Raw genomic sequence first — 19,907 nt, forward strand, 5'->3', positions numbered from 1 at the left:
TTCCGGCATTCGGAACCCAGCTTCGCGTGCAGCGTTCGTCAGGCTGCGCCCCACGGAGACATCAATGACGCCATCCCGCCTGAAGACGCAAGACGCACGAACGTTTGAGCGCAAGTGGTGGCATGCCGCGACCGTCTACCAGATCTATCCCCGTAGCTTTTGCGACAGCGACGGTGACGGGATCGGCGACATTCCGGGTATCATCTCGAAGCTCGATTACCTGCAGTCGCTCGGGATCTCCATAATCTGGCTGTCGCCGATTTTCACCTCACCCATGGATGACAATGGCTACGACATCTCCGATTATCGAGGGATCGCTCCGGAATTCGGCAGCTTAGCGGATTTCGATCGGCTGGTGTCGGAGGCGCGCAAGCGTGGCATCGGCATCCTGCTCGATCTCGTGGTAAACCACACGTCAGACGAACATCCCTGGTTTGAGCAAGCCCGCAGGTCGAGGGACAATCCCTACCGCGACTACTACATCTGGCGCGACCCCTCCTCCACCGGCGGTGTTCCCAACTCGCTCACCTCCTCCTTTGGCGGGCCCGCCTGGACCCTCGACCCCGCAACGGGACAATATTATCTCCATCTCTTCTCGCGCCGCCAGCCGGACCTTAACTGGGAAAACCCGAAGGTGCGTGCCGAGATATACGAGATGATGAACTGGTGGCTCGATCGAGGCATCGCCGGTTTCCGGATGGATGTTATTGATCTGATCGGCAAGCAGGTCGACGCAGAGATCACCACCGACGGACCCCACCTGCATAGCTATCTACAGGAGATGAACCGGGAAACCTTCGGCAGCCGCGATGTGCTAACGGTCGGCGAAGCCTGGAGCGCCACGCCCGCCGCAGCACTGCTCTATTCGGCGCATGACAGGCGGGAGCTTTCGATGGTGTTTCAGTTCGAGCATGTCACGCAGGACTGGGACGAGACCTACGGCAAGTGGAAGGCAAAGCCCTTCGACCTCGTAGGGTTGAAGGCAGTCTTTGGCAAATGGCAGCTGGCGCTGGCGAACGACGGATGGAACTCCCTCTTCTGGGGCAATCACGACCTCCCCCGCGCCGTCTCCCGCTATGGCGACGCGGCGCGATATCATGTCGAGTCGGCGAAAATGCTGGCGACCGTAGTCCACCTGATGAAGGGGACCCCTTTCGTATATCAGGGCGAGGAAATCGGGATGACCAACGTGTCGTTCTCCAGCGTTGAGCAGTACAAGGATATAGAAACGCTCAACATGCACCGCCTTCACGTCGAGGCTGGCATGTCGTCCGAGGACTTCATCCGCGGTGCCAACGAAAGCAGCCGCGACAACGCCCGCACACCCATGCAATGGAGCGCGGCCACTAATGCTGGCTTCACCACTGGCTCGCCGTGGATAGAGCTGAATCCAAACCACGCGACAGTCAACGTGGCAACTCAGGTCGCCGATGAACGCTCCATCTGGAATCACTATTGCAAGCTGATCGGCCTGCGAAAGCAGCATGAGGTGATTGTCTACGGCCATTACCAGTCCTGGCTGGACCAGCATCCTGATGTCTTCATCTACACACGGACACTTCAGCAAGACCGGCTTGTCGTAGTTGCCAACTTCAGGCCCGAGGAGGTCACCTTGACGATCCCGGAAGAGCTTCGGCAGAGAGGGACCTGCTTGATAAGTAACTACAATCGGGTAGGCGCGATTGAGGAAAATATCACCTTGCGCCCCTACGAGGCCTTTGCCTTGCTCACCCACCAGACCAGTCGATAACAGAAGCTCTATTCCCACAACACTCTGTTGCATTTCAAAAGACGAGATGGTGACAACCGGTTCATTTGCTGTAAAGCTAGCGGCAGACAGGGGCGTCCGCACGCGGGCTGAGAAGCACCCTTTGAACCTGAACCAGATCATGCTGGCGGAGGGAGTCACAAAGACGAACCTGAGTCTTTGTCTGCTCCGCTGAAGAAAACGGGCAGCTATGTCGACACAATCCTCCTGTGGCGAACTTCTGACGGCGATGCGCCAGGCTAACCCCCTGGTTCAGTGCATCACCAATGATGTTGCCATGAACATTGCGGCGAACGTCTTGCTGGCTGCTGGCGCCTCGCCGGCGATGGTGAGCGCCGAGGAGGAGGCCGGCGAGTTTGCTCTCATTGCGGGCGCTGTCACCATCAACATTGGTACCCTTTGGTCAGGTGGTGTTGCCGGCATGCGTGAGGCGGCAAACGCCGCTCGGCGTGAAGGAAAGCCCTGGATACTCGATCCAGTCGCGCACTATGCAACAAGTTTCCGCCGCGACGTTGTCAACGAGCTCATGGGACTCAAGCCCACAATTATTCGCGGCAATGCGTCAGAGATCTTGGCTTTGGCAGGCGAAGAGTTCCGCGGCCAAGGCGTTGACAGTGGCGATAGCGCGCTTTCTGCACGCTCGGCTGCCGAGGCGCTGGCGCGCCGGCACGCCAGTGTTGTGGCAGTCACCGGGGACGTAGACTTCGTTACGGATGGGGATCGTTCGCTCGCCATCGAAGGTGGCTCTCCACTCATGCCCAAAGTCACTGCGCTCGGCTGTGCACTTACCTGTCTCGTCGGTGCTTTTGCGGCAACGGTACCCGAACACCCTTTCGAGGCGACAGCTGCAGCACTTGCCCTGTTTGCCGTTTGCGGTGAGGCCGCCGGCAGACAAGCTAAAGGACCCGGCTCTTTCCAGCCGTTGTTCCTGGACGCCCTTTCCTCCATCGGCGGCCAACTGCTGGACGCCAATCTACGGACGAGATTGCTTTGAAGACTTTTGACCTTTCCCTGTATCTGGTGCTGGATCCAATTCTCTGTCGACAGCTCGGCATGGTAGAAACCGCAACGCTAGCTGTCGCGGGCGGAGTAACGATGGTACAGTTGCGGGACAAAGCCGCCGATACTGCCGCCATGACCGAGGCCGGACGTGCCCTGAAGGCCGCCCTCGCGGGAACAGGAGTGCGGCTGATTGTCAACGACGATGTGGATGCGGCAATCGCTATCGGCGCCGATGGCGTCCATGTCGGTCAGGCTGATTTGGAAGTTGCAAGAGTACGCGAGCAAATCTCTCCCGACATGATCCTTGGCCTTTCGGTTGAGACAGTCGAACTCGCAAGAGCAGTCGAGCCGGAACTCGTTGACTACGTCGGCGTCGGCCCGGTCTTCGCAACAGGCACCAAACCAGACCACAAAGCCCCGATCGGTTTCGAAGGACTTCGGAAAGTCATCGCGGCCGCACCCGTTCGTGCGGTCGCCATCGGAGGATTGAAGGCAGAGCATGCTGCACACGTGCTGGCATCAGGCGCAGAGGGGCTGGCCGTCGTCTCCGCTATCTGCGGCACAACGGACCCTCAGGCAGCAGCCAAAGCCATCGCCGCTGAAATTGGGAGGAGCAGACGATGATCGCCAATGTTCTCGCGATCGCAGGCTCCGACCCATCCGGCGGGGCAGGCATCCAGGCGGATCTGAAAACCTTTTCCGCGCGCGGCACCTACGGTATGGCTGTTCTTACGGCACTGACGGCACAAAACACACAAGGCGTAACCGGCGTTCACCTGGTTCCACCGTCCTTCGTTGCCGATCAGATCAAAGCGGTCTTCGCGGATGTTCGGGTGGATGCGGTAAAGATCGGCATGATCGCCACTGCAGAAATCGCGGAAGCCATTGCCGATGCTCTGGGTGCATTTCCAAGTGTCCCGATTGTCCTGGATCCGGTCATGATTGCCAAGGGCGGCGCTTCGCTTTTGGCAGAAGATGCGGTCGCCGCGCTCAACCACCGCCTGCTCCCACTTGCAACGGTTATCACGCCCAACCTGCCGGAAGCCGCGGCACTGCTTGCTGAAGAGGAGGCGCGCGATAGGCAGGAAATGGAAGCACAAGCAAGACGGCTGCTCGCCCTAGGGCCTCGTGCGGTGCTGGTCAAAGGTGGCCATCTAAACGGGCCCGAGAGTCCGGACGTCTTCGCGCAGGAAGGCTCGCTGATGTGGTTGGATGCCCTGAGAAAGACTACCCGCAACACTCACGGCACTGGCTGCACGCTTTCGAGCGCCATTGCTGCTGAATTGGGCAAGGGCGAGAACCCCGCCAGGGCGGTTCAACTTGCCAAGGAGTACACCTTGGCTGCCATCTCACGTTCCGACGATCTCTCGGTTGGTACCGGGCACGGGCCGGTCCACCACTTTTACCCGTGGTGGTGAAGGTTGACGCGCGAACATCGCTGACGCTTTCCCTTTCTCCGTGAACCGTCCCGTTCGACAGCGAGCAAGTCGGGATCGGCTGGCGTGTGCATGGCCAGGAACACGACGTAGCACTCAGAGCGCCTTCTCCACCCCGAGATGCTGGCCCATTGCCCTCTCGTCAGCAAGCAGTTCGGCACTGGAACCTCGATAAACGATCGCACCCCGATCAAGGATGATTGCCTCATCAGTGAGGGGGAGGATTTTCCGCGCCTTTTGCTCGATGACGATGGCGGACGTCCCCTCACCTTGGACGATCTGACGGAGAGCAATCATAAGTTCATCGACGATGATGGGCGCCAATCCTTCCAAAGGCTCATCGAGAAGCAGGAGCCTCGGGTTCACCATCAGGGCGCGAGCGACTGCCAGCATCTGCTGCTCCCCACCAGACAGCTGGCTTCCCAGATTCCGCCGCCGCTCCTTGAGACGCGGAAACATGGAATAGACCCGCTCAACCGTCCAGGGCCCCGGCCGCGAAATCGCGGTCAGATTCTCCTCGACGGTCAACGACTTGAAGACGTTGCGCTCCTGCGGCACCCATCCGATACCAGCTGCAGCACGCCGATCGGCCCGGAGGCGTGTGATGTCACGGCCCATTAGATGGATCGTCCCGCTGTGATGGGTCGTCAAACCCGCCAACGTGTCCACAAGGGTGGTCTTGCCAGTCCCGTTCCGGCCAAGCAACGCGAGCGTCCTGCCTTCCTGAAGTGTCAGGTCGACGCCAGCAAGCACTGCCGCAGCACCATACCCCGCGAACAGCTTGTGTGTCGAAAGCAGAGGCGTCATGCAGACTCTCCGAGATAGACTGCCTTGACGTCAGGGCTCGCTGCGATCTCAGCGGCGGTCCCTTCCGCGAAGATTGCCCCTGCAACAAGGACAGAGATCCTGTTCGCAAACGAGAAGACCAGATCCATATCGTGCTCGATCAGCACCACCGTGACATCCGCCGGCAGGTCCGAAACAATCGAAAGTACTTCATGGCGTTCGTCCTCCGGAACCCCGGCAGCGGGCTCATCCAGCAGCAGCACCCGCGGCTTGGACGCGAAGGCAAGCGCTATCTCAAGCAGTCGTTGCTTACCGTAAGGGAGGCGGTTGGTGCGATCTGCCATGACGGAAGCGAGCCCGAAACGAGCAAGAAGGGCTGCGGCCTCGTCCACTGTTTTTCTGTAACTGCCAACAACAGCCCACAGACGGCTTCCCAGCCCCTCTCGTTCCAGTATGGCCAACATCACTGCTTCCAACGGTGTATAGTCCGCAAACAACTGGTTGATCTGGAATGTCCGCGTCAGGCCCTTCTTTACTCTTGTGTGAGACGGGAGGTTCGTGATCTCCTCCCCATCGAGAAGGACCTGCCCGGATGTCGGGGGAAGCACTCCCGTCAGGATATTGACAAGAGTGGTCTTTCCCGCCCCGTTCGGGCCGATCAGCGCATGGCGCGCACCGCGTTCGATTTTTAAAGAAACGTCGTTGGTGGCGACGAACGCACCGAACCGCCGCTTCAGGTCGCGCGTTTCCAGCACCGCAGTCATCGATTGGTCCCCCTCAATCCAGGAAGACGCTCGCCCAGATCATCAACCCAGCGCGTCAGCCTTGCCCGCCCGACGAGGACTAGGATCACCAGCAGAAGACCGATCCAGAACATCCAATACTGCGGTGTCACGACAGACAGCGCGTCCTTCAACAACGTAAATCCGATGGCGCCGAAGATCCCGCCGTAGAGATAGCCGGTGCCCCCGATTGCAAGGACCAGCAGCACGTCAGCGGAGCGGTGAAAAGCCAGAACGTCCGGCGAGACGAACGATGTGGTGTGAGTAAGAAGGGCCCCAGCGAAGCCTGCCATCACTGCGGCCACTGTATAGGTAGTGATCAGCCGGCGCCGAACAGGCACGCCAACAAGGGCCGCCCGCACCGGGTTGCTCTTGATCGCCTTGAGCGAAAGCCCGAATGGTGAAAACGCCAATCGCCGCGCCACCAGGGTCGATAGGAACAGAACCACAAGGTAGTAGATAAAGCCGTTTCTTCCCCAAAGGTCGAAGGGAACAAGACCGAAAATCGGGTCGATACTGAAGCCACTCAGGCCATCGGCCCCGCCGGTGAGCCACGCCATCTGGTTTGCAGCTTCAGCCATCATCAGCGCGATGCCAAGCGTGGTCATCAGCCGTGTCAGATCGGACCCGCGCAAGATCAGAAAGCTGGTTGCGTAGCCAAGCAGACCCGCCGCCGCACCTGCTACGAGAAGCCCGGCCACCGGCTCTGCTGTGACATACCGCGCAAAAAGCCCGGCAGTGTACGCGCCCAGGCCGAAAAAGGCCGCGTGACCGAGCGAGACGATGCCGGCAAAGCCCAAGACGAGGTCCAGAGACACAGCAAAAAGAGCCAGGATCGCGATCTCCGTCAAGATCAGCATCTTGGACGGCAGCAGGTAGACTGTAGCCAGAGCCCCCAGCCATATGAGGATCTCGAAAGAACGGACGGTCGTTCGTCGCTGCATCAGACGGTGCGCGCGCGATTGGTCTACATGCTGCTCTTCGGCACCCGTCTGGACGCTTTCCTGTACCGGCAGGCTCATCGCCCACCTCGCGCGAAGAGTCCGGCCGGGCGCAAGATCAGCATGATGATCATCAATCCATAAATGACGAACGGCCCTATCGCGGGTACGTGGTACTTGCCTGCCACGTCAGCCACTCCAAGTAGCAGCGCTGCCAGGAAGGGGCCGCTCACCGTTGAGGTACCGCCGACCGCGACAACGATCAGGAAGTAGATCATGAACTTGAGCGGAAAGTTCGGGTCTAAGCCCAAGATCTCTGCGCCCATAGCGCCGCCCAGCCCGGCGAGACCCGATCCAAAAGCGAAGGTAAGCGCGAAAACAGCCGGAACATTGATCCCCAGCCCCATCGCCACCCGCCGGTCGTCAACTGCCGCCCGCAGCCTGCTTCCAAAACGGGTTTTAGCCAGGATCAGTTGAAATGTTACCACTAGGATGGCGCAGACAACGATCGTAAACAGCCGGTAGCGGCCGATGCCCACGCCAACAAACTCAGTCCGGCCTGACAATTCCGGCGGCAACTGGATGAGTTGCTGCTGGCCACCCATGAGATAATCCGCGGCAGCAACCGACATGAAGACCAGCCCTACGGAGAATATCACCTGGTCTAGATGGCTCGCGTGGTAGAGGCGGCGGTAGAGCGTTGCCTCGAGAACGCCCCCCAGTATAGCGCTGGCCAGAAATGCCGCAGGTAAGCACCAGTAGAACGAGATGCCGAAACGATTCATCATCACGACCGTCACGTAGCCGCCGGTCATTGCGAAGGCACCATGGGCGAGATTGATGAAGTTCATCAATCCCAAAGTGATCGTTAGCCCACAGGCAAGGATGAACAGAAGCATGCCATAGGCGATGCCGTCGAACAGAATTGTCAGCATGACGCCCCCAACATTTTTGGACGGCCGGCACCGGCCGGCCGCCCATTTGCCTTATTGGGCAGCGTTCGGATCGCGGATCTTCTCGTACTTGGTGAACTCCACGTTGTAGAGCTCGCCGTCGACTTCCTTGACCTCACGAATGTAGATGTCCTGGACGATGTCGCGCGTCTGCGGGTCGATCATGATGGGGCCGCGCGGGCTTGTCCATTCCATGCCCTTCATTGCTTCGATCAATTCCGTCCCGTCGGTATCGCCGCCGGTCTTCTCTAGGGCGGCATAAGCGAGGTGCATCGCGTCATAGCCTCCGACCGCCATGAAGTTCGGCCGCATGTTGTCATTGTCCTTGCGCACCTGCTCGACAAAGGCCTTGTTCTCCGGGCTATCATGGTTGGCCGAGTAGAAGTGCCCAGTGATGACGCCCTTGGCTGCTTCGCCGATGCCATTGAGTAGGTCGTCATCCGTCACGTCGCCTGTCGCAATCAGCTTGATGCCAGCGTCGGCCAAGCCCCGTTCGACGAATTGCTTCATGAACAGGGAACCGACACCGGATGGCACGAAGACGAAGACAGCGTCGGGCTTGCTGTCGCGCACGCGTTGCAGGAACGGAGCAAAGTCCGGATTTTGCAGCGGCACGCGGACAGACTCAACGATCTCGCCGCCCTCCTTGCTGAACTGGTCGACGAAACCCTTTTCAATGTCGTGACCTGGACCGTAGTCCGTCACCAGCGTGACGACACGCTTCAGGTCGTTCTCGACCGCCCAAGTCGCGACGGGAAGCGCCGACTGTGGTCCTCCCATGCTGGTCCGGACGTAGTATTCCGATTTGGGCATGATCGCCGATGTGGTGGCCGAAGTGATGATGGCCGGTTTGCCTGGTTGAGGACCGGTGCCACCGACATGGCGAGGGGGGTGAGGCCAAAGCCCATCAGCATGCTGACACCCTCATTGACCACCAGTTCCTGCGCAATCCGCCGCGTCTGGTCCGCGGTGCCGGCATCGTCGCGAAGGACCAGCTCAACCTTCTTACCGGCAACCTCGTCGCCGTTGAGCGCAATGTACGCTCGAACGCCGGCTTCGACCTGCCGGCCGCTGGATGCAAATGGCCCGGTCATGGGCAAGATCAAGCCGATCTTCACCGCCTCTTGCGCCTGTGCCGGAAGCGCCGTTATGCATCCTAGCGCAAAACCTGCGGCGGCAATAAAGCTTCTTCTGTTGAGCATGCCTTCTCCTCCTCTAGAATCGATGCCAACGTCTTTCATCTCCAAGCCGCCTTTGACGGCACGACGATCCGCCTTCGTGAGCTTATCCGCGATTGCGGCTCAGGAAACACCTGCCCAACACCGCCGAGATGTATACAGCGCGCAGTTTTCCTGCCGACCTCGCAGCACCGTTTCGTGCTCGCCGTTTTTCCCTGTCGAGCCTTTAAGGGAACATTGGGACTCACGGCAGTTGAACGTGGCACCAACAAGCTCCTCCAAGCTCGGCGACACCTCCCTTTTTCGGCCTTCAGCCTATGGCCTGTATACAGCTACTGTCAATATGACACGCCATAGGCGCATCATCCGGATTTAGCCAGCTTTCGAGGTGTTCCACGTCCGAAAGCGCTTTCTATTTGCCTGAACAGCTATACGTGATAACCGCAGTCAGGATATTTCGCGGCGTTTGCCCCGCCGGCCGGATTGCACACCGTCCGCTACGGAAATGCATGGCAGATGACAATCTTCTTTGTGGGCATGCCTGACGGCGAGTCCAGGTTTTTTGCAGGTAGGCGACCACCAGTTGTGAGCTATCAGCATTCAATGATCTGCTACACGGAAGGCATCAACCCCGTTGCGCCGGTAAAGTGGCGGGGGCTGGACGGCCTTATGAGTGTATTTTGGGAAGCTGAGGGACAGCCCGGGGCCCGTGGCTATTACCTATCGCCTGATCCCCGCATCGTGGTCTTCTTCAACGAGGTCTCTCCGCATATCCGTATGTCCAACCATGAAAACGGGTGGGGCAGACATGATCGTGCACTGAAGCAGGCTGTTTATGTTCCCGCTGGCCTACCAATGTGGACGAAGTTCACCTCGGCCCATCGCTTTTCTCACCTGGACCTGCATCTGCATCAGGACCGGCTGCTGCGTTTCCTGGCGCCGTCTATCGGCGGATCAGCGGCCCGTTCGTTGCTGCGCCGGCCTGTTGAAGTAACGGATGTAGAGGCAATCAGAAGCTTGGCTGGCCTCCTGATCAAGGAGATTTCGGCCCCTTCGAGGCATCCTGTCTACGCAGAGAGCTTGGCGGGCAGCATAGCGACCGCGCTCCTGGACATTCCCAACGAATCTGCCTCACCGAACAACGGACGGCTTACGCAGGCACAGATGAACAAGCTGATGTCCCGCCTCAATGCTTGCGGTGACGGTCGCCTGAGCGTGGCGGAGATGGCTGAGACGGTTGGATTATCGGAGAGCTGGTTCGCCAATGTCTTCAAGCAGACCACGGGAAAGACACCGCTGCAGTGGCAACTGGCGCGCCGCATCGAACGGGCCCAAAAACTGCTCACCGGCACTGATCTTACCGTTGCCGACATCGCAGCTCAACTCGGGTTCTCGGATCAGGCCCACATGACCAAGGCTTTCCGCCAAGTGGCCGGCGAAACACCGGCCGCCTGGCGGCGATTGCACGACGGCGGTTGATAAGCACCAGTAGCCGCCGGAAGTGAGTTCCGGCGCTATTGGATAGTCACCATGTCTGGCGCAAGGTGGCGTAGATGGCGCGGCCGGGGTTATAGTAGTAGGCGCCGCCATCATCGTTGGCGACGTGCTTCTCGTCGAACACATTGCTGACGTTCAACTGAAACGTCGTGTTTTCCTGTATCTTGTAGGTGTAGGCGGCGTCGAAGACCACGGCACTGTCAGATTTTCGAGTATTTTCGTTGTCGAAGTAATAGGAGCCTATGAAGCGAGCGCCGAGACCGAATGTCATGTCGCCGCGCCTCCCATTTCCTTCCAGAGTATAGGTGCCCCATAATGAAGCTATGTGCTCGGGCACCTGCGCAAAGCGATTGCCCTCGTACCCGCCGCTCGCATCTTCGATCTTGGAGTCGATGTATCCGTAGGCCGCGATGACATCGATGTTGGCCAGCTCTGCTTTGGCTTCGAGGTCGAAACCACGGTGCCGGATCTCGGCCTGCGTGACCGGCAGGTACACCGGAGCCTCGCGCGTGGTGATGTTCTCCATCGTCAGGTCGTAGACAGAGGCTGTGATCAGGGCGGGGAAGCCTTCTGGCTGATACTTAAGCCCTACTTCGTATTGCTTGCCGGTGGTCGGCTCCGTTCCTGTGCTCGGAGGAGCGACTGATTCCGCATATGTGGTGTAGGCTGCAAGCTCTTCCGTGATCTTGTAGGAGAAGCCGATGCGCTTGGTCATCTCGCTGTAGTCGGAGCTTTCCGAGGTGCCGGCCAAGCGGTCCGTTTCGCTGAGGTCAAGCCAGTCGTTTCGCAGGCCGACACTCGCAGTGAGCTTATCAAAAAGGGTCAAATCCTGCTGGACATATAGCGCCTTAGTCTTTTGATTGCTTATGGTGCTGTTATAGGGAGCAAAAGGAACCGGCGCCCCGGCATAAACGGGGTTGTCGAAGTTGATCGGTGGAGCGGCGGTGTAGTAGATCTCGCCTTCAGAGTCGGCCGTATTGTACTCCGCACCGACAAGCGTTCGGCTTACGATGTTGTCCAGTTCCGCTTCGTAGAGCAGATGAGCGTCCATGATGAATTGATCGCTGGACCTGTCGCTTGCAAAATAGCTTCGATTCACGACTGTGTCCGCGCCAGACGCACCGTCAGTGTCCCAGATGTAGGCATAGCCGAAACCGGTATCAGTCTTGCTGTAGCGGGCATTCGAGCTAAAGCTCAGGCCGTTGCCGAAATCATGATCGAAGAGAAGGCTGTAGGTGTTTCGGTTCGTCTCGTCGTAGTTGAAGTCCGGCTCACCGAAGAAGCGATCCCTGTCAAAGTCGGTGAATCTTGGATGGCCGCCGCCGCTTGGCGTCCCATCCCGGTCAAGGTGATCGAACACGAATGACAGGCTTGTCATGTCGGTAGGACGCCAGGTCAAGCCGCCCATGATGAAGTTTTCGTCGTCTCGCGAGTAGTCGTACTCCGCGTCGGACCGCTGGAACTTCCCAGTGAGACGATAAGAAAGGGTGTCGTCTTCCGTGATGTTATCGCCGAAGTCGAAACCTGCTTCCTTGTGGGAGAAGGACCCACCTGTGCTATAAACTTCGCCGAAACGGTCGCTCCTGGGGGTCTTCGTGACGTAGTTCACGGATCCGCCAGGGTCGGAGACACCGAAGCCGGTGGAGTTTGCCCCCCTCAATACTTCTATGCGTTCGAAGGCAAAGGGTTCTTCCCGAACGCCTGTCCAGGTTCGCCCGATCATGAGCCCGTCACGATAGGTAAAGGGCGTGAAGCCGCGGATTTTGAAGTAGTCATACCGATCGTCGGAACCGTAGTAGTCCGTGTTTACGCCAGCGGTGTATTGAACAACCTGCTCTACGGTATCGGCGTTGCGTTCTCTCACTTCTTTGGACGTTATGACGGAGACAGACGCCGGTGTTTCCAGGATCGGAGCCGGCATTTTCCCCACACCCGACGTCTGCGTCGCCACAATTGTGCGTGCATCGTCATCTCCGCCACTCCCACGTCCTTCGATGACAATTGTTTCGAGCTCAGTGTTGGAAGACGCCTCGTAGGTTTCCTGCGCCACTGCCGAACCTGCTGAAACGACCGCGAGTGCCGTACAACTGAGAAGGAGCGGCCGCCAGGCGTTGACGCCGATCCCCATGACATTCCCGCGTCGTTTATCAATCTTCATAGTCATAAATCCGCACTTACTTTTGGTGTTGATGACGGCGCCACCGACGCGGAGGCTGCCGCATCTCCCCCGAGGTCGGTAGAGGCTCCACTTGAACCCCTCCAGAAGCCAGCCCCGGCAGCGTCATTAACTTGAGCGCACCGCTCCAGTATTGTAGATTTCTCTGGATTTGTAGGATTCTCCTGAAACTTCCTTCGGCCGCTCAAAGACCCACGACCTAGACTTGACGACGGCCGCTGAACCTGACAGCTGAACTCCACTTAGCACAGGAGACCTCAATGCCGCGGTCCATTCAATTTCTTGTAGTGATCATCGGCTGGTGGGCGACCTTTACCGGCTCCGGCGCTGCGCAGGGCACGACATATCCGATCAAGATCGAGCATGCTTTCGGAACCACCATCATCACCTCAAAGCCGGAACGGGTGGCCACTGTAGCTTGGGCCAACCACGAGGTACCCCTGGCGCTCGGCGTTATCCCGGTAGGCTTTGCCGCAGCCAATTTCGGAGATGATGATGGTGACGGCGTCCTGCCGTGGGTGGAAGAGAAGCTAACGGAACTCGGTGGAGATGAGCCCGTGCTGTTCGACGAAGGGGATGGCATCGATTTCGAGGCTGTCGCCGCCACGCAACCCGATGTCATTCTGGCGGCCTATTCCGGATTGAGCCAGGCCGATTATGATACGTTGAGCCAGATCGCGCCGGTCGTTGCTTATCCGGAAGCTCCTTGGTCGACCGATTGGCGGGAGATGATCCGGCTCAACGGCGCAGGCCTCGGCATGGCTGCCGAAGCCGACGCCCTTGTCTTGGAAATTGATGCGGAGATCGCACAGGTGGTCGCAGGTTATCCCGAACTTCAGGGAAAGTCCGCGATGTTCGTCACGCACCTGGACGCTACAGATCTTAGTGTCGTTAACTTTTACACGACGAATGATACCCGGGTTCGGTTCTTTGAAGAGATGGGCCTTTCGTCGCCGAAAAGTGTCGTCGATGCCTCGACGCCGGGCCGCTATTCCGGCTCCATCAGCGCAGAACGCGTCGATGCTTTCGATGATGTTGACATCGTTGTCACCTACGGCAGCCAAGCGCTGCGAGATGCGATGGCCGCAAACCCACTGCTTTCCAGGATGCCGGCCGTCGCGCACGATTCGATGGTTCTGTTGGAGCGAGATCCGCTTGGTACTGCCGCTTACCCCACGCCACTGTCGATCTCCTGGGTGCTGAAAACCTACGTCGCTCTGCTCGCTGAAGCAGCAAGAAAAACGGAATGACCCAGACCCTGCAACAGTCATTGGCTACAAACGCATGGGAGAGTCGTTCGAGCCGCCGCCGCCTTTGGCTGATCGCGACGCTCACGCTACTTGTGCTCCTTTGCGCACTGTCGATCACCGTCGGCACGCGGCAGGTGGTCTGGACGAACCTCTTCGCGGCGCTTGGCGGGCGCATCGACAACATTGACCAGGCTGCGGTGGCTGTACGTATCCCTCGCACGGTGCTGGCTCTCTTGGCGGGAGCCGCACTCGCGTTGGCAGGTGCCGTCATGCAGGGCGTAACACGAAATCCCTTGGCGGATCCTGGCATTCTGGGCCTCAACATGGGCGCCTCGCTCGCTGTCGTTATCGGCGTTGCCTGGTTCGACGTCGGTTCGGCATATGCGTACATCTGGATTGCCATCTTTGGTGCCGCAGCAACAGCCGTGTTTGTTTTCACCATTGGGTCGCTGGGGCGTGGCGGGGCGACGCCGCTTAAGCTCGCGCTGGCCGGCGCCGCCACCACCGTCGCATTTTCATCGCTCGTCATTGCCGTCGTCTTGCCGCGCAGCGACATTGCGGGAGGCATACGCTCCTGGCAGATCGGTGGCGTCGGTGGCGCGACATTTGACCGCCTCGAACCCGTACTGCCCTTCTTGATCGTCGGTTTCGTCATCACCCTCCTGTCCGCCCGCAGATTAAATTCTCTGGCACTGGGCGATGAACTGGCAGCGGGGCTAGGCGAACGTGTTGTGCTTGCCCGCGCCACGGCCGGCTTCGGCGCCGTTCTGCTGGCGGGAGCGACGACGGCGATTTGTGGCCCGATCGGTTTTGTGGGTCTTGTTGTGCCGCATCTCTGCCGCATGCTGATAGGAGTTGACCATCGCTGGCTGCTGCCTTTCTCTGCCATCGGCGGCGCCTGCCTTCTTCTGGCCGCGGATGTCGTCGGGCGCCTCGTCGTTAGACCATCGGAGCTTGACGTGGGGATCGTCACTGCCTTCGTAGGCGCGCCTTTCTTCATCTGGATCGTCAGGCGTCAGAGGGGTCGCGAGCTGTGACAGCTTTTCCCGCCACCATGACTCTGGTTCGGGAGAGCCGCCGGAGCCGCGCGCGCAGGCACGGACTGGCGGTCGCTCTGCTTACGGCTATGGCCGTCATCCTGTTCGCGCTGACTCTTTCTTTGGGTCAGTCGTTCACGCCGCCGGTCGATGTCCTACGGGTGCTTCTGGGGGAGGATCTACCCGGCGTCACCTTCACCATCTGGCAGTTGCGCCTTCCGCGGGCACTTCTTGGACTGTTGGCGGGACTGAGCTTCGGCTTGGGCGGCGTCGTGTTTCAGATCCTTCTGCGAAATCCGCTAGCGAGCCCCGACATCATCGGCATCAGTTGGGGAGCAAGTGCGGCAGCCGTCTTCTGCATTGTCGTCCTTTCGCTCAGTGGCCCTCTTGTTTCTGTTGTTGCAGTCGCGGCAGGTCTTGCGGTGGCGCTTCTTGTTACCGTCCTCTCCTTCCGCAATGGTGTCGGGGGAACCCGCTTCATCCTGGTCGGCATTGGCGTCGCCGCAATGCTCGAAAGCGCCATTGCTTATGTTCTTTCCACCGCGCCCTCATGGACACTGCAGGATGCAATGCGTTGGCTGACCGGCAGCCTTAACAGCGCCCAGCTAGCCCAGTCACTGCCGCTCGCGCTCGTCCTCGCAGGCTGTGGTGGGCTTCTGTTGACACGCGGGCGAGACCTCGAGGCCCTCAGAATGGGCGATGACGTCGCTGCAGCCCTAGGGATAAGGGTGGCTGGAACACGTGCAATCGTCATCAGCGCTGGCGTCGGCATGATTGCCACTGCAACGGCAGCCACCGGACCGATCGCTTTCGTGGCATTTCTCTCGGGCCCCATCGCTGCTCGGATCGTCGGAAACAGCGGATCCCTTTTAATCCCCTCAGCTCTTGTGGGAGCGTCACTCGTGCTGTTAGGCGATTACATCGGACAGTTCCTGCTCCCCGGTCGTTATCCAGTGGGCGTTGTCACAGGCGCGCTCGGCGCTCCTTATCTGATCTACCTTATCATACGAACCAATCGATCTGGAGGTTCGCTTTGAGCGCCCGCTCCTTGACAATCAACGCGCTGTCCGTCGGCTACGGCGATACTGAAGTGCTGACCGATATGGATCTTGCCATCCCATCGGGCAGGACGACCGTGATCGTAGGAGCCAATGCCTGCGGTAAGTCAACCTTGCTGCGCGCGATGTCCAGGCTGATCTCCCCCCGCAGGGGACAAGTGCTCCTGGACGGGAAATCCATTCACCGGATGCCGTCTCGCGAACTGGCCCGATCGATGGGGCTACTGCCCCAATCACCGATCGCGCCCGAAGGGATCACGGTTGCAGATCTCGTCAGCAGAGGCCGCCACCCGCACCAGGGCATGTTCTCCAGTTGGACGAAAAGGGATGATGAGGCCGTGGCCAATGCACTCGCTGCGACAGCGACGGCAGAGCTCGCGGACCGGCCGGTTGATGAGCTTTCCGGCGGGCAGCGCCAGCGCGTCTGGATTGCCATGGCACTGGCGCAGCAAACAGAGATCCTGCTGCTCGATGAGCCAACGACCTTTCTCGATATCAGCCATCAGATCGATGTTCTCGATCTGCTGATGGATCTCAACCGGGCGCAAGCGACCACCATCGTCATGGTGTTGCATGATCTCAACCTGGCCGCGCGATATGCCGATCATCTTATCACAATGGTCAGAGGCCGACTGCACCTGGCCGGCAGTCCTCAAGATGTCCTGACGGAAGAGACTGTTCGGCAGGTCTTCGGGCTCGAAAGCTGCATCATCACCGACCCCACCTCCGGTCGACCAATCATGCTTCCGATCGGGCGGCATAAAATGGAGAGCGAACGTGCTTGAGGATCAAGCCACCTTGGCCCCTCTTGGCACAAATTTAATCCAGGAGTTGTTGCCATGAATGCCATGCCGACTTTCAAACTTTCCGGCGTTGCTCTTCCGACGGATCCGCTCTTCATGCTCGACGAGGTCTGCGAGCATTTTGTAGAGCATTCGGAAGTGCAGAGGGACCAGGACGTGCTCATCCTGAAATGCGAAATCGGCACTGCAGACATCCGTCTGGCGGACAATCGGCTGATGATTGACCTCACATGTCCAACGGAGGAAGCCCTTCATCTCACGCGCAACATGATAGCGGAGCACCTCTTCTACTTCGCGGGAGAGGAACCGTTTGAGCTGTCATGGGAAAGCCCTCCCCCTGTCACCCGCCTGCCCAACATGCATGAGGTTACCGTCGTCTCGGCGGAGAATGTCACGCCGCGCATGCGGCGGGTGAAGTTCGCCTGTAACGACATCGAGCCCTTCGTCGACGGTGATATGCATGTCCGCCTGCTCGTTCCCCCAAAGGGCAGAGCACCGATCTGGCCAGGTCTCGGCGACGATGGCCGGATCGCGTGGCCGAAGGGCGAAGACGAGATCCTGGTGCGGGTTTACACCATCCGCGCGGTTGATCTGGATCGACGTGAACTTTGGGTCGATTTCGTCCAGCATCCTGCCCCGGGAATTGAGACTCCAGGTGCCGACTTCGCCCGCGATGCACAGCCGGGTGACAAGGTCGCGCTGATTGTGCCTGGCGGCGGCGATTTTCCGAAGGGAGAGACGGTGCTATTGGCAGGCGACGAAACCGCGCTGCCGGCCATCGCCCGCATTGCAGCGGAAGCTCCTGCAGGCACCCGCATAACCGCAATCATAGAGGTCGAGAACGAGGCGGAAGAACAACCGCTGTCGAGCGCAGCTTCGCTCGAGGTGCAGTGGCTGCACCGAAGCGACTATCCTGAAAGAGCGCCGGGTATCCTTCGCAACGCTATCAGGGAAGCCATAGCCGCAAGCGCCCCCGAAACCTATGTCTGGGTGGCCTGTGAAAAGCAGGACGTCCGCAGCATTCGCGCCTTTTTGAAGGACCGCGGCCACGATCGCCGCCGCAGGTATGTCGCCTGGTACTGGGAACGGGGTAAACCCTCCACCTGACCAGACGGCATTCAAGGATCAGCTTGGGAGGTTGGGAAGTGTAGCCTTTGCAGCGTGTTGCTGCGCCCGCGGCTTCATCCGCGCTAGAGGGAAAGCGCCTCCCTCAGCCGGGTCGTGCTTCTCACCCGCAGGTCGAGGTCGGCTTCCATATGATCAATATGATGAAGCATCAGGTGTTGTGCCGCCTTCCCGTCGCCACGCTCTAGTGCCTCCAGGATGGCGAGGTGCTCGTCGTGCCCGCAACTCGAGATACCTGATTGGCCGTAGAGGGCGATGACGAGTGAAGAGCGCGCGATCAACTCCTCCATAAACCTCTCTAGAATGGCATTCCCGCTCATCGATGCCAATTGCAGATGAAAATCGCCGGAGGCCTTAATCTCCGCGCGCCTCGCCGACGGGCCGCGTTCGCTGAGATAGCGGCTCTCTGCCTGCAGTTGCCGCCGCAGAACCTCCGCCCTCTCTACATCGAACCGACCCATCGCTGCAGTCAAGATTCCAGGCTCGATCAGCCGCCGCGAGGCGAAGACCTGCCGCGCTTCCTCCGGCGTAGGATTGGCGACAAAGGCACCCCGGTTGCGCTCCATCCGGACGAGGCCTTCAAAAGACAGCATCTGAAGCCCGGCTCGGGCGACGGTGCGACTGACATCGAACAGAGACCCGACCTCGCTCTCTGTAAGCTTCGTCCCAGGCGCAAGGCGCCGATCGATGATCGCATTCCTCAGCGCGTCGCGAATGGCGAGCGAACGATCTTCGTTCGGATTCGAGGTGATGTTCTGGATGTTCATCGGCGCTTCCGGATCAGCTTGTTCTAGCGACTGGCTTCTCTCCTGCCAAGTGTCTGCAGTCGAAGAAGGGATCGCATACAATTTCATCAAGCGTTTGTCTCCATTTTGCGCAGGCCTTGAAGGTGCCGCGGTGAGATACCTCTCGCGACTGCCCAATCACGCTGAACCCGCTCGATTTTCCGATTTGGCACGATCCCTGCATAGCTGTGTTGGCAGGGGTATCAGACATGAGCAAAGCATCCGAGATCGACATCGTCTCCGTCAGTAAAGTCTACGGCACAACCATCGCTGTGGAAGCGATCAGTCTGAAGATACCGGGAGGTACCTATTGTTGCCTTCTCGGCCCGTCCGGATGTGGAAAGACGTCGACCCTGCGAATGATTGCAGGCCACGAGACGATTAACAGCGGCGACATCCGGCTTGGGAATACCGTCGTGACTGACCTCCCGCCGGCCCGCCGTGGTACGGCGATGATGTTTCAGTCCTATGCGCTCTTTCCCCACCTTGATCTCGCCGACAACGTCGCATTCAGCCTGAAGATGAAGGGTATGGCGAAAGAAGAGCGTCGAGCCAAGGCAATGACCATGCTGGAGCTCATGGAGTTGCAGTCCTACGCGACCCGCAGACCAGCCCAGCTTTCAGGTGGACAGCAGCAGCGCGTGGCTTTGGCCCGCGCACTGATCACCAACCCTCAAGCCCTGCTTCTCGACGAGCCACTCTCGGCGCTTGATCCATTCTTGAAAGTGCGCATGCGCGCCGAGTTGAAGAAGCTGCAGACGTCTCTCGGTATCACCTTCGTGCATGTCACCCACAGCCAGGAAGAGGCGATGGCGCTTGCTGACTTGATCGTCGTGATGAACGACGGTCGGATTGAACAGGCAGCGGCACCGCGGGTGGTGTTTGAGAAGCCGGCAACCGCATTCGTTGCCCGTTTCATGGGCGACCACAATGTCGTTTCAGGTCGCGTCACTGCGCATCACGACGGTATCGCTACCGTCAGCGTATCGCAGGATACCAGTTTCATCGCCGTTGATGGCGTGAACTCTTTGGATGAGGTCGCCGATCTTGCCATCCGAACCGACCGCGTTCGTGTCGGCCACAGGGATGGCCGCGGCCTCGGCTTTACCGGCGAGGTCACCAATATCGAGTATCGCGGGGCTTCGGTGAAGCTCTCGGTCGCTGGAGCCGGCATCGACGATTTCACGGCCATCCTGCGCGACAGCGAATTCTTCGCCAACCCCATTCGCGTCGGCGAGCAACTGCCTCTTTGCTGGGACAAGGAGGACGTCATCTTCCTTGGTCGCACCCGGCACTGACACCAGAAACGACAAGAACAGGCCACGGCCAA

17 protein-coding genes, 1 pseudogene and 1 riboswitch are annotated in these 19,907 nt (G+C 59.3%); of the genes and pseudogenes, 11 read left to right on the forward strand and 7 right to left on the reverse strand.

From position 1 onward, the window contains the following. The first annotated feature begins 64 nt into the window (after positions 1-64). The 4 genes from LXM96_RS15660 (at position 65) to thiD (ending at position 4,188) form a co-directional block, all read left to right on the forward strand. Entirely contained in the window at positions 65-1,750 is a 1,686-nt protein-coding gene (locus tag LXM96_RS15660; RefSeq protein WP_239999490.1) for a glycoside hydrolase family 13 protein, read from the forward strand. Positions 1,751-1,828: 78 nt separating this feature from the next. Continuing rightward, positions 1,829-1,921: riboswitch (TPP riboswitch) on the forward strand. 37 nt (positions 1,922-1,958) lie between these two features. Further along, positions 1,959-2,762, forward strand: coding sequence for a hydroxyethylthiazole kinase (thiM, locus tag LXM96_RS15665; protein ID WP_239999491.1), 804 nt, complete (start codon positions 1,959-1,961; stop codon positions 2,760-2,762). Continuing rightward, entirely contained in the window at positions 2,759-3,394 is a 636-nt protein-coding gene (thiE, locus tag LXM96_RS15670; protein ID WP_239999492.1) for a thiamine phosphate synthase, read from the forward strand. Before thiM ends, thiE begins: the two co-directional genes overlap by 4 nt. Next, positions 3,391-4,188 (forward strand): bifunctional hydroxymethylpyrimidine kinase/phosphomethylpyrimidine kinase, encoded by a 798-nt coding sequence (gene thiD, locus LXM96_RS15675; protein WP_239999493.1) that lies wholly within the window; start codon positions 3,391-3,393, stop codon positions 4,186-4,188. The genes thiE and thiD overlap by 4 nt, the downstream gene beginning before the upstream one ends. A gap of 114 nt (positions 4,189-4,302) precedes the next feature. Here the strand turns inward: thiD and LXM96_RS15680 are convergent, their stop codons facing one another. The 5 genes and pseudogenes from LXM96_RS15680 to LXM96_RS15700 all read right to left on the reverse strand — a co-directional run bounded on the left by LXM96_RS15680 (position 4,303) and on the right by LXM96_RS15700 (position 8,870). After that, a complete protein-coding gene (locus tag LXM96_RS15680) occupies positions 4,303-5,013 on the reverse strand; it encodes an ABC transporter ATP-binding protein (protein ID WP_239999494.1) in 711 nt (236 codons plus the stop codon). Continuing rightward, positions 5,010-5,756 carry an ABC transporter ATP-binding protein gene (locus tag LXM96_RS15685; protein ID WP_239999495.1) on the reverse strand — a complete coding sequence of 249 codons (747 nt, stop codon included), beginning with the start codon at positions 5,754-5,756 and terminating at the stop codon, positions 5,010-5,012. The genes LXM96_RS15680 and LXM96_RS15685 overlap by 4 nt, the downstream gene beginning before the upstream one ends. Beyond that, the gene (locus tag LXM96_RS15690; protein WP_239999563.1) at positions 5,753-6,718 is read right to left on the reverse strand and encodes a branched-chain amino acid ABC transporter permease; all 966 of its coding nucleotides are present in this window, start codon (positions 6,716-6,718) and stop codon (positions 5,753-5,755) included. The genes LXM96_RS15685 and LXM96_RS15690 overlap by 4 nt, the downstream gene beginning before the upstream one ends. 74 nt (positions 6,719-6,792) lie before the next feature. Further along, a complete protein-coding gene (locus LXM96_RS15695) occupies positions 6,793-7,650 on the reverse strand; it encodes a branched-chain amino acid ABC transporter permease (protein ID WP_239999496.1) in 858 nt (285 codons plus the stop codon). Between the two features lie 51 nt (positions 7,651-7,701). Beyond that, a pseudogene (locus LXM96_RS15700) lies at positions 7,702-8,870 on the reverse strand (ABC transporter substrate-binding protein). 561 nt (positions 8,871-9,431) lie between these two features. Here LXM96_RS15700 and LXM96_RS15705 point away from each other — a divergent pair. Continuing rightward, entirely contained in the window at positions 9,432-10,325 is an 894-nt protein-coding gene (locus LXM96_RS15705) for a helix-turn-helix domain-containing protein (RefSeq protein ID WP_239999497.1), read from the forward strand. Between the two features lie 46 nt (positions 10,326-10,371). On the opposite strand, the gene LXM96_RS15710 is transcribed toward LXM96_RS15705, so the two are convergent. After that, the gene (locus LXM96_RS15710; protein ID WP_239999498.1) at positions 10,372-12,501 is read right to left on the reverse strand and encodes a TonB-dependent siderophore receptor; all 2,130 of its coding nucleotides are present in this window, start codon (positions 12,499-12,501) and stop codon (positions 10,372-10,374) included. A 278-nt stretch (positions 12,502-12,779) separates the two neighbouring features. Between LXM96_RS15710 and LXM96_RS15715 the strand changes: the two genes are divergently transcribed. From LXM96_RS15715 to LXM96_RS15735, 5 genes are read left to right on the forward strand one after another with little or no spacing between them, the layout of a single operon-like run. Further along, on the forward strand, positions 12,780-13,769 hold the full coding sequence (locus tag LXM96_RS15715) for an iron-siderophore ABC transporter substrate-binding protein (protein ID WP_239999499.1): 990 nt from the start codon (positions 12,780-12,782) through the stop codon (positions 13,767-13,769). Next, a complete protein-coding gene (locus LXM96_RS15720) occupies positions 13,766-14,806 on the forward strand; it encodes a FecCD family ABC transporter permease (RefSeq protein ID WP_239999500.1) in 1,041 nt (346 codons plus the stop codon). The genes LXM96_RS15715 and LXM96_RS15720 overlap by 4 nt, the downstream gene beginning before the upstream one ends. 17 nt (positions 14,807-14,823) lie before the next feature. Beyond that, complete coding sequence (locus LXM96_RS15725) at positions 14,824-15,843, forward strand: FecCD family ABC transporter permease (protein WP_239999564.1); 1,020 nt, start codon at positions 14,824-14,826, stop codon at positions 15,841-15,843. Continuing rightward, entirely contained in the window at positions 15,840-16,649 is an 810-nt protein-coding gene (locus tag LXM96_RS15730; RefSeq protein WP_239999501.1) for an ABC transporter ATP-binding protein, read from the forward strand. Before LXM96_RS15725 ends, LXM96_RS15730 begins: the two co-directional genes overlap by 4 nt. Positions 16,650-16,703: 54 nt before the next feature. After that, a complete protein-coding gene (locus LXM96_RS15735) occupies positions 16,704-17,774 on the forward strand; it encodes a DUF2218 domain-containing protein (protein WP_239999502.1) in 1,071 nt (356 codons plus the stop codon). Between the two features lie 83 nt (positions 17,775-17,857). On the opposite strand, the gene LXM96_RS15740 is transcribed toward LXM96_RS15735, so the two are convergent. Beyond that, positions 17,858-18,559, reverse strand: coding sequence for a GntR family transcriptional regulator (locus LXM96_RS15740; RefSeq protein WP_239999503.1), 702 nt, complete (start codon positions 18,557-18,559; stop codon positions 17,858-17,860). Positions 18,560-18,786: 227 nt separating this feature from the next. On the opposite strand from LXM96_RS15740, the gene LXM96_RS15745 reads away from it, so the two are divergent. Continuing rightward, the gene (locus LXM96_RS15745; protein WP_239999504.1) at positions 18,787-19,875 is read left to right on the forward strand and encodes an ABC transporter ATP-binding protein; all 1,089 of its coding nucleotides are present in this window, start codon (positions 18,787-18,789) and stop codon (positions 19,873-19,875) included. Positions 19,876-19,907: the final 32 nt, after the last annotated feature.

It is taken from the genome of Rhizobium halophilum, assembly GCF_021648825.1.
Taxonomy (GTDB): Bacteria; Pseudomonadota; Alphaproteobacteria; order Rhizobiales; family Rhizobiaceae; genus Neorhizobium; species Neorhizobium halophilum.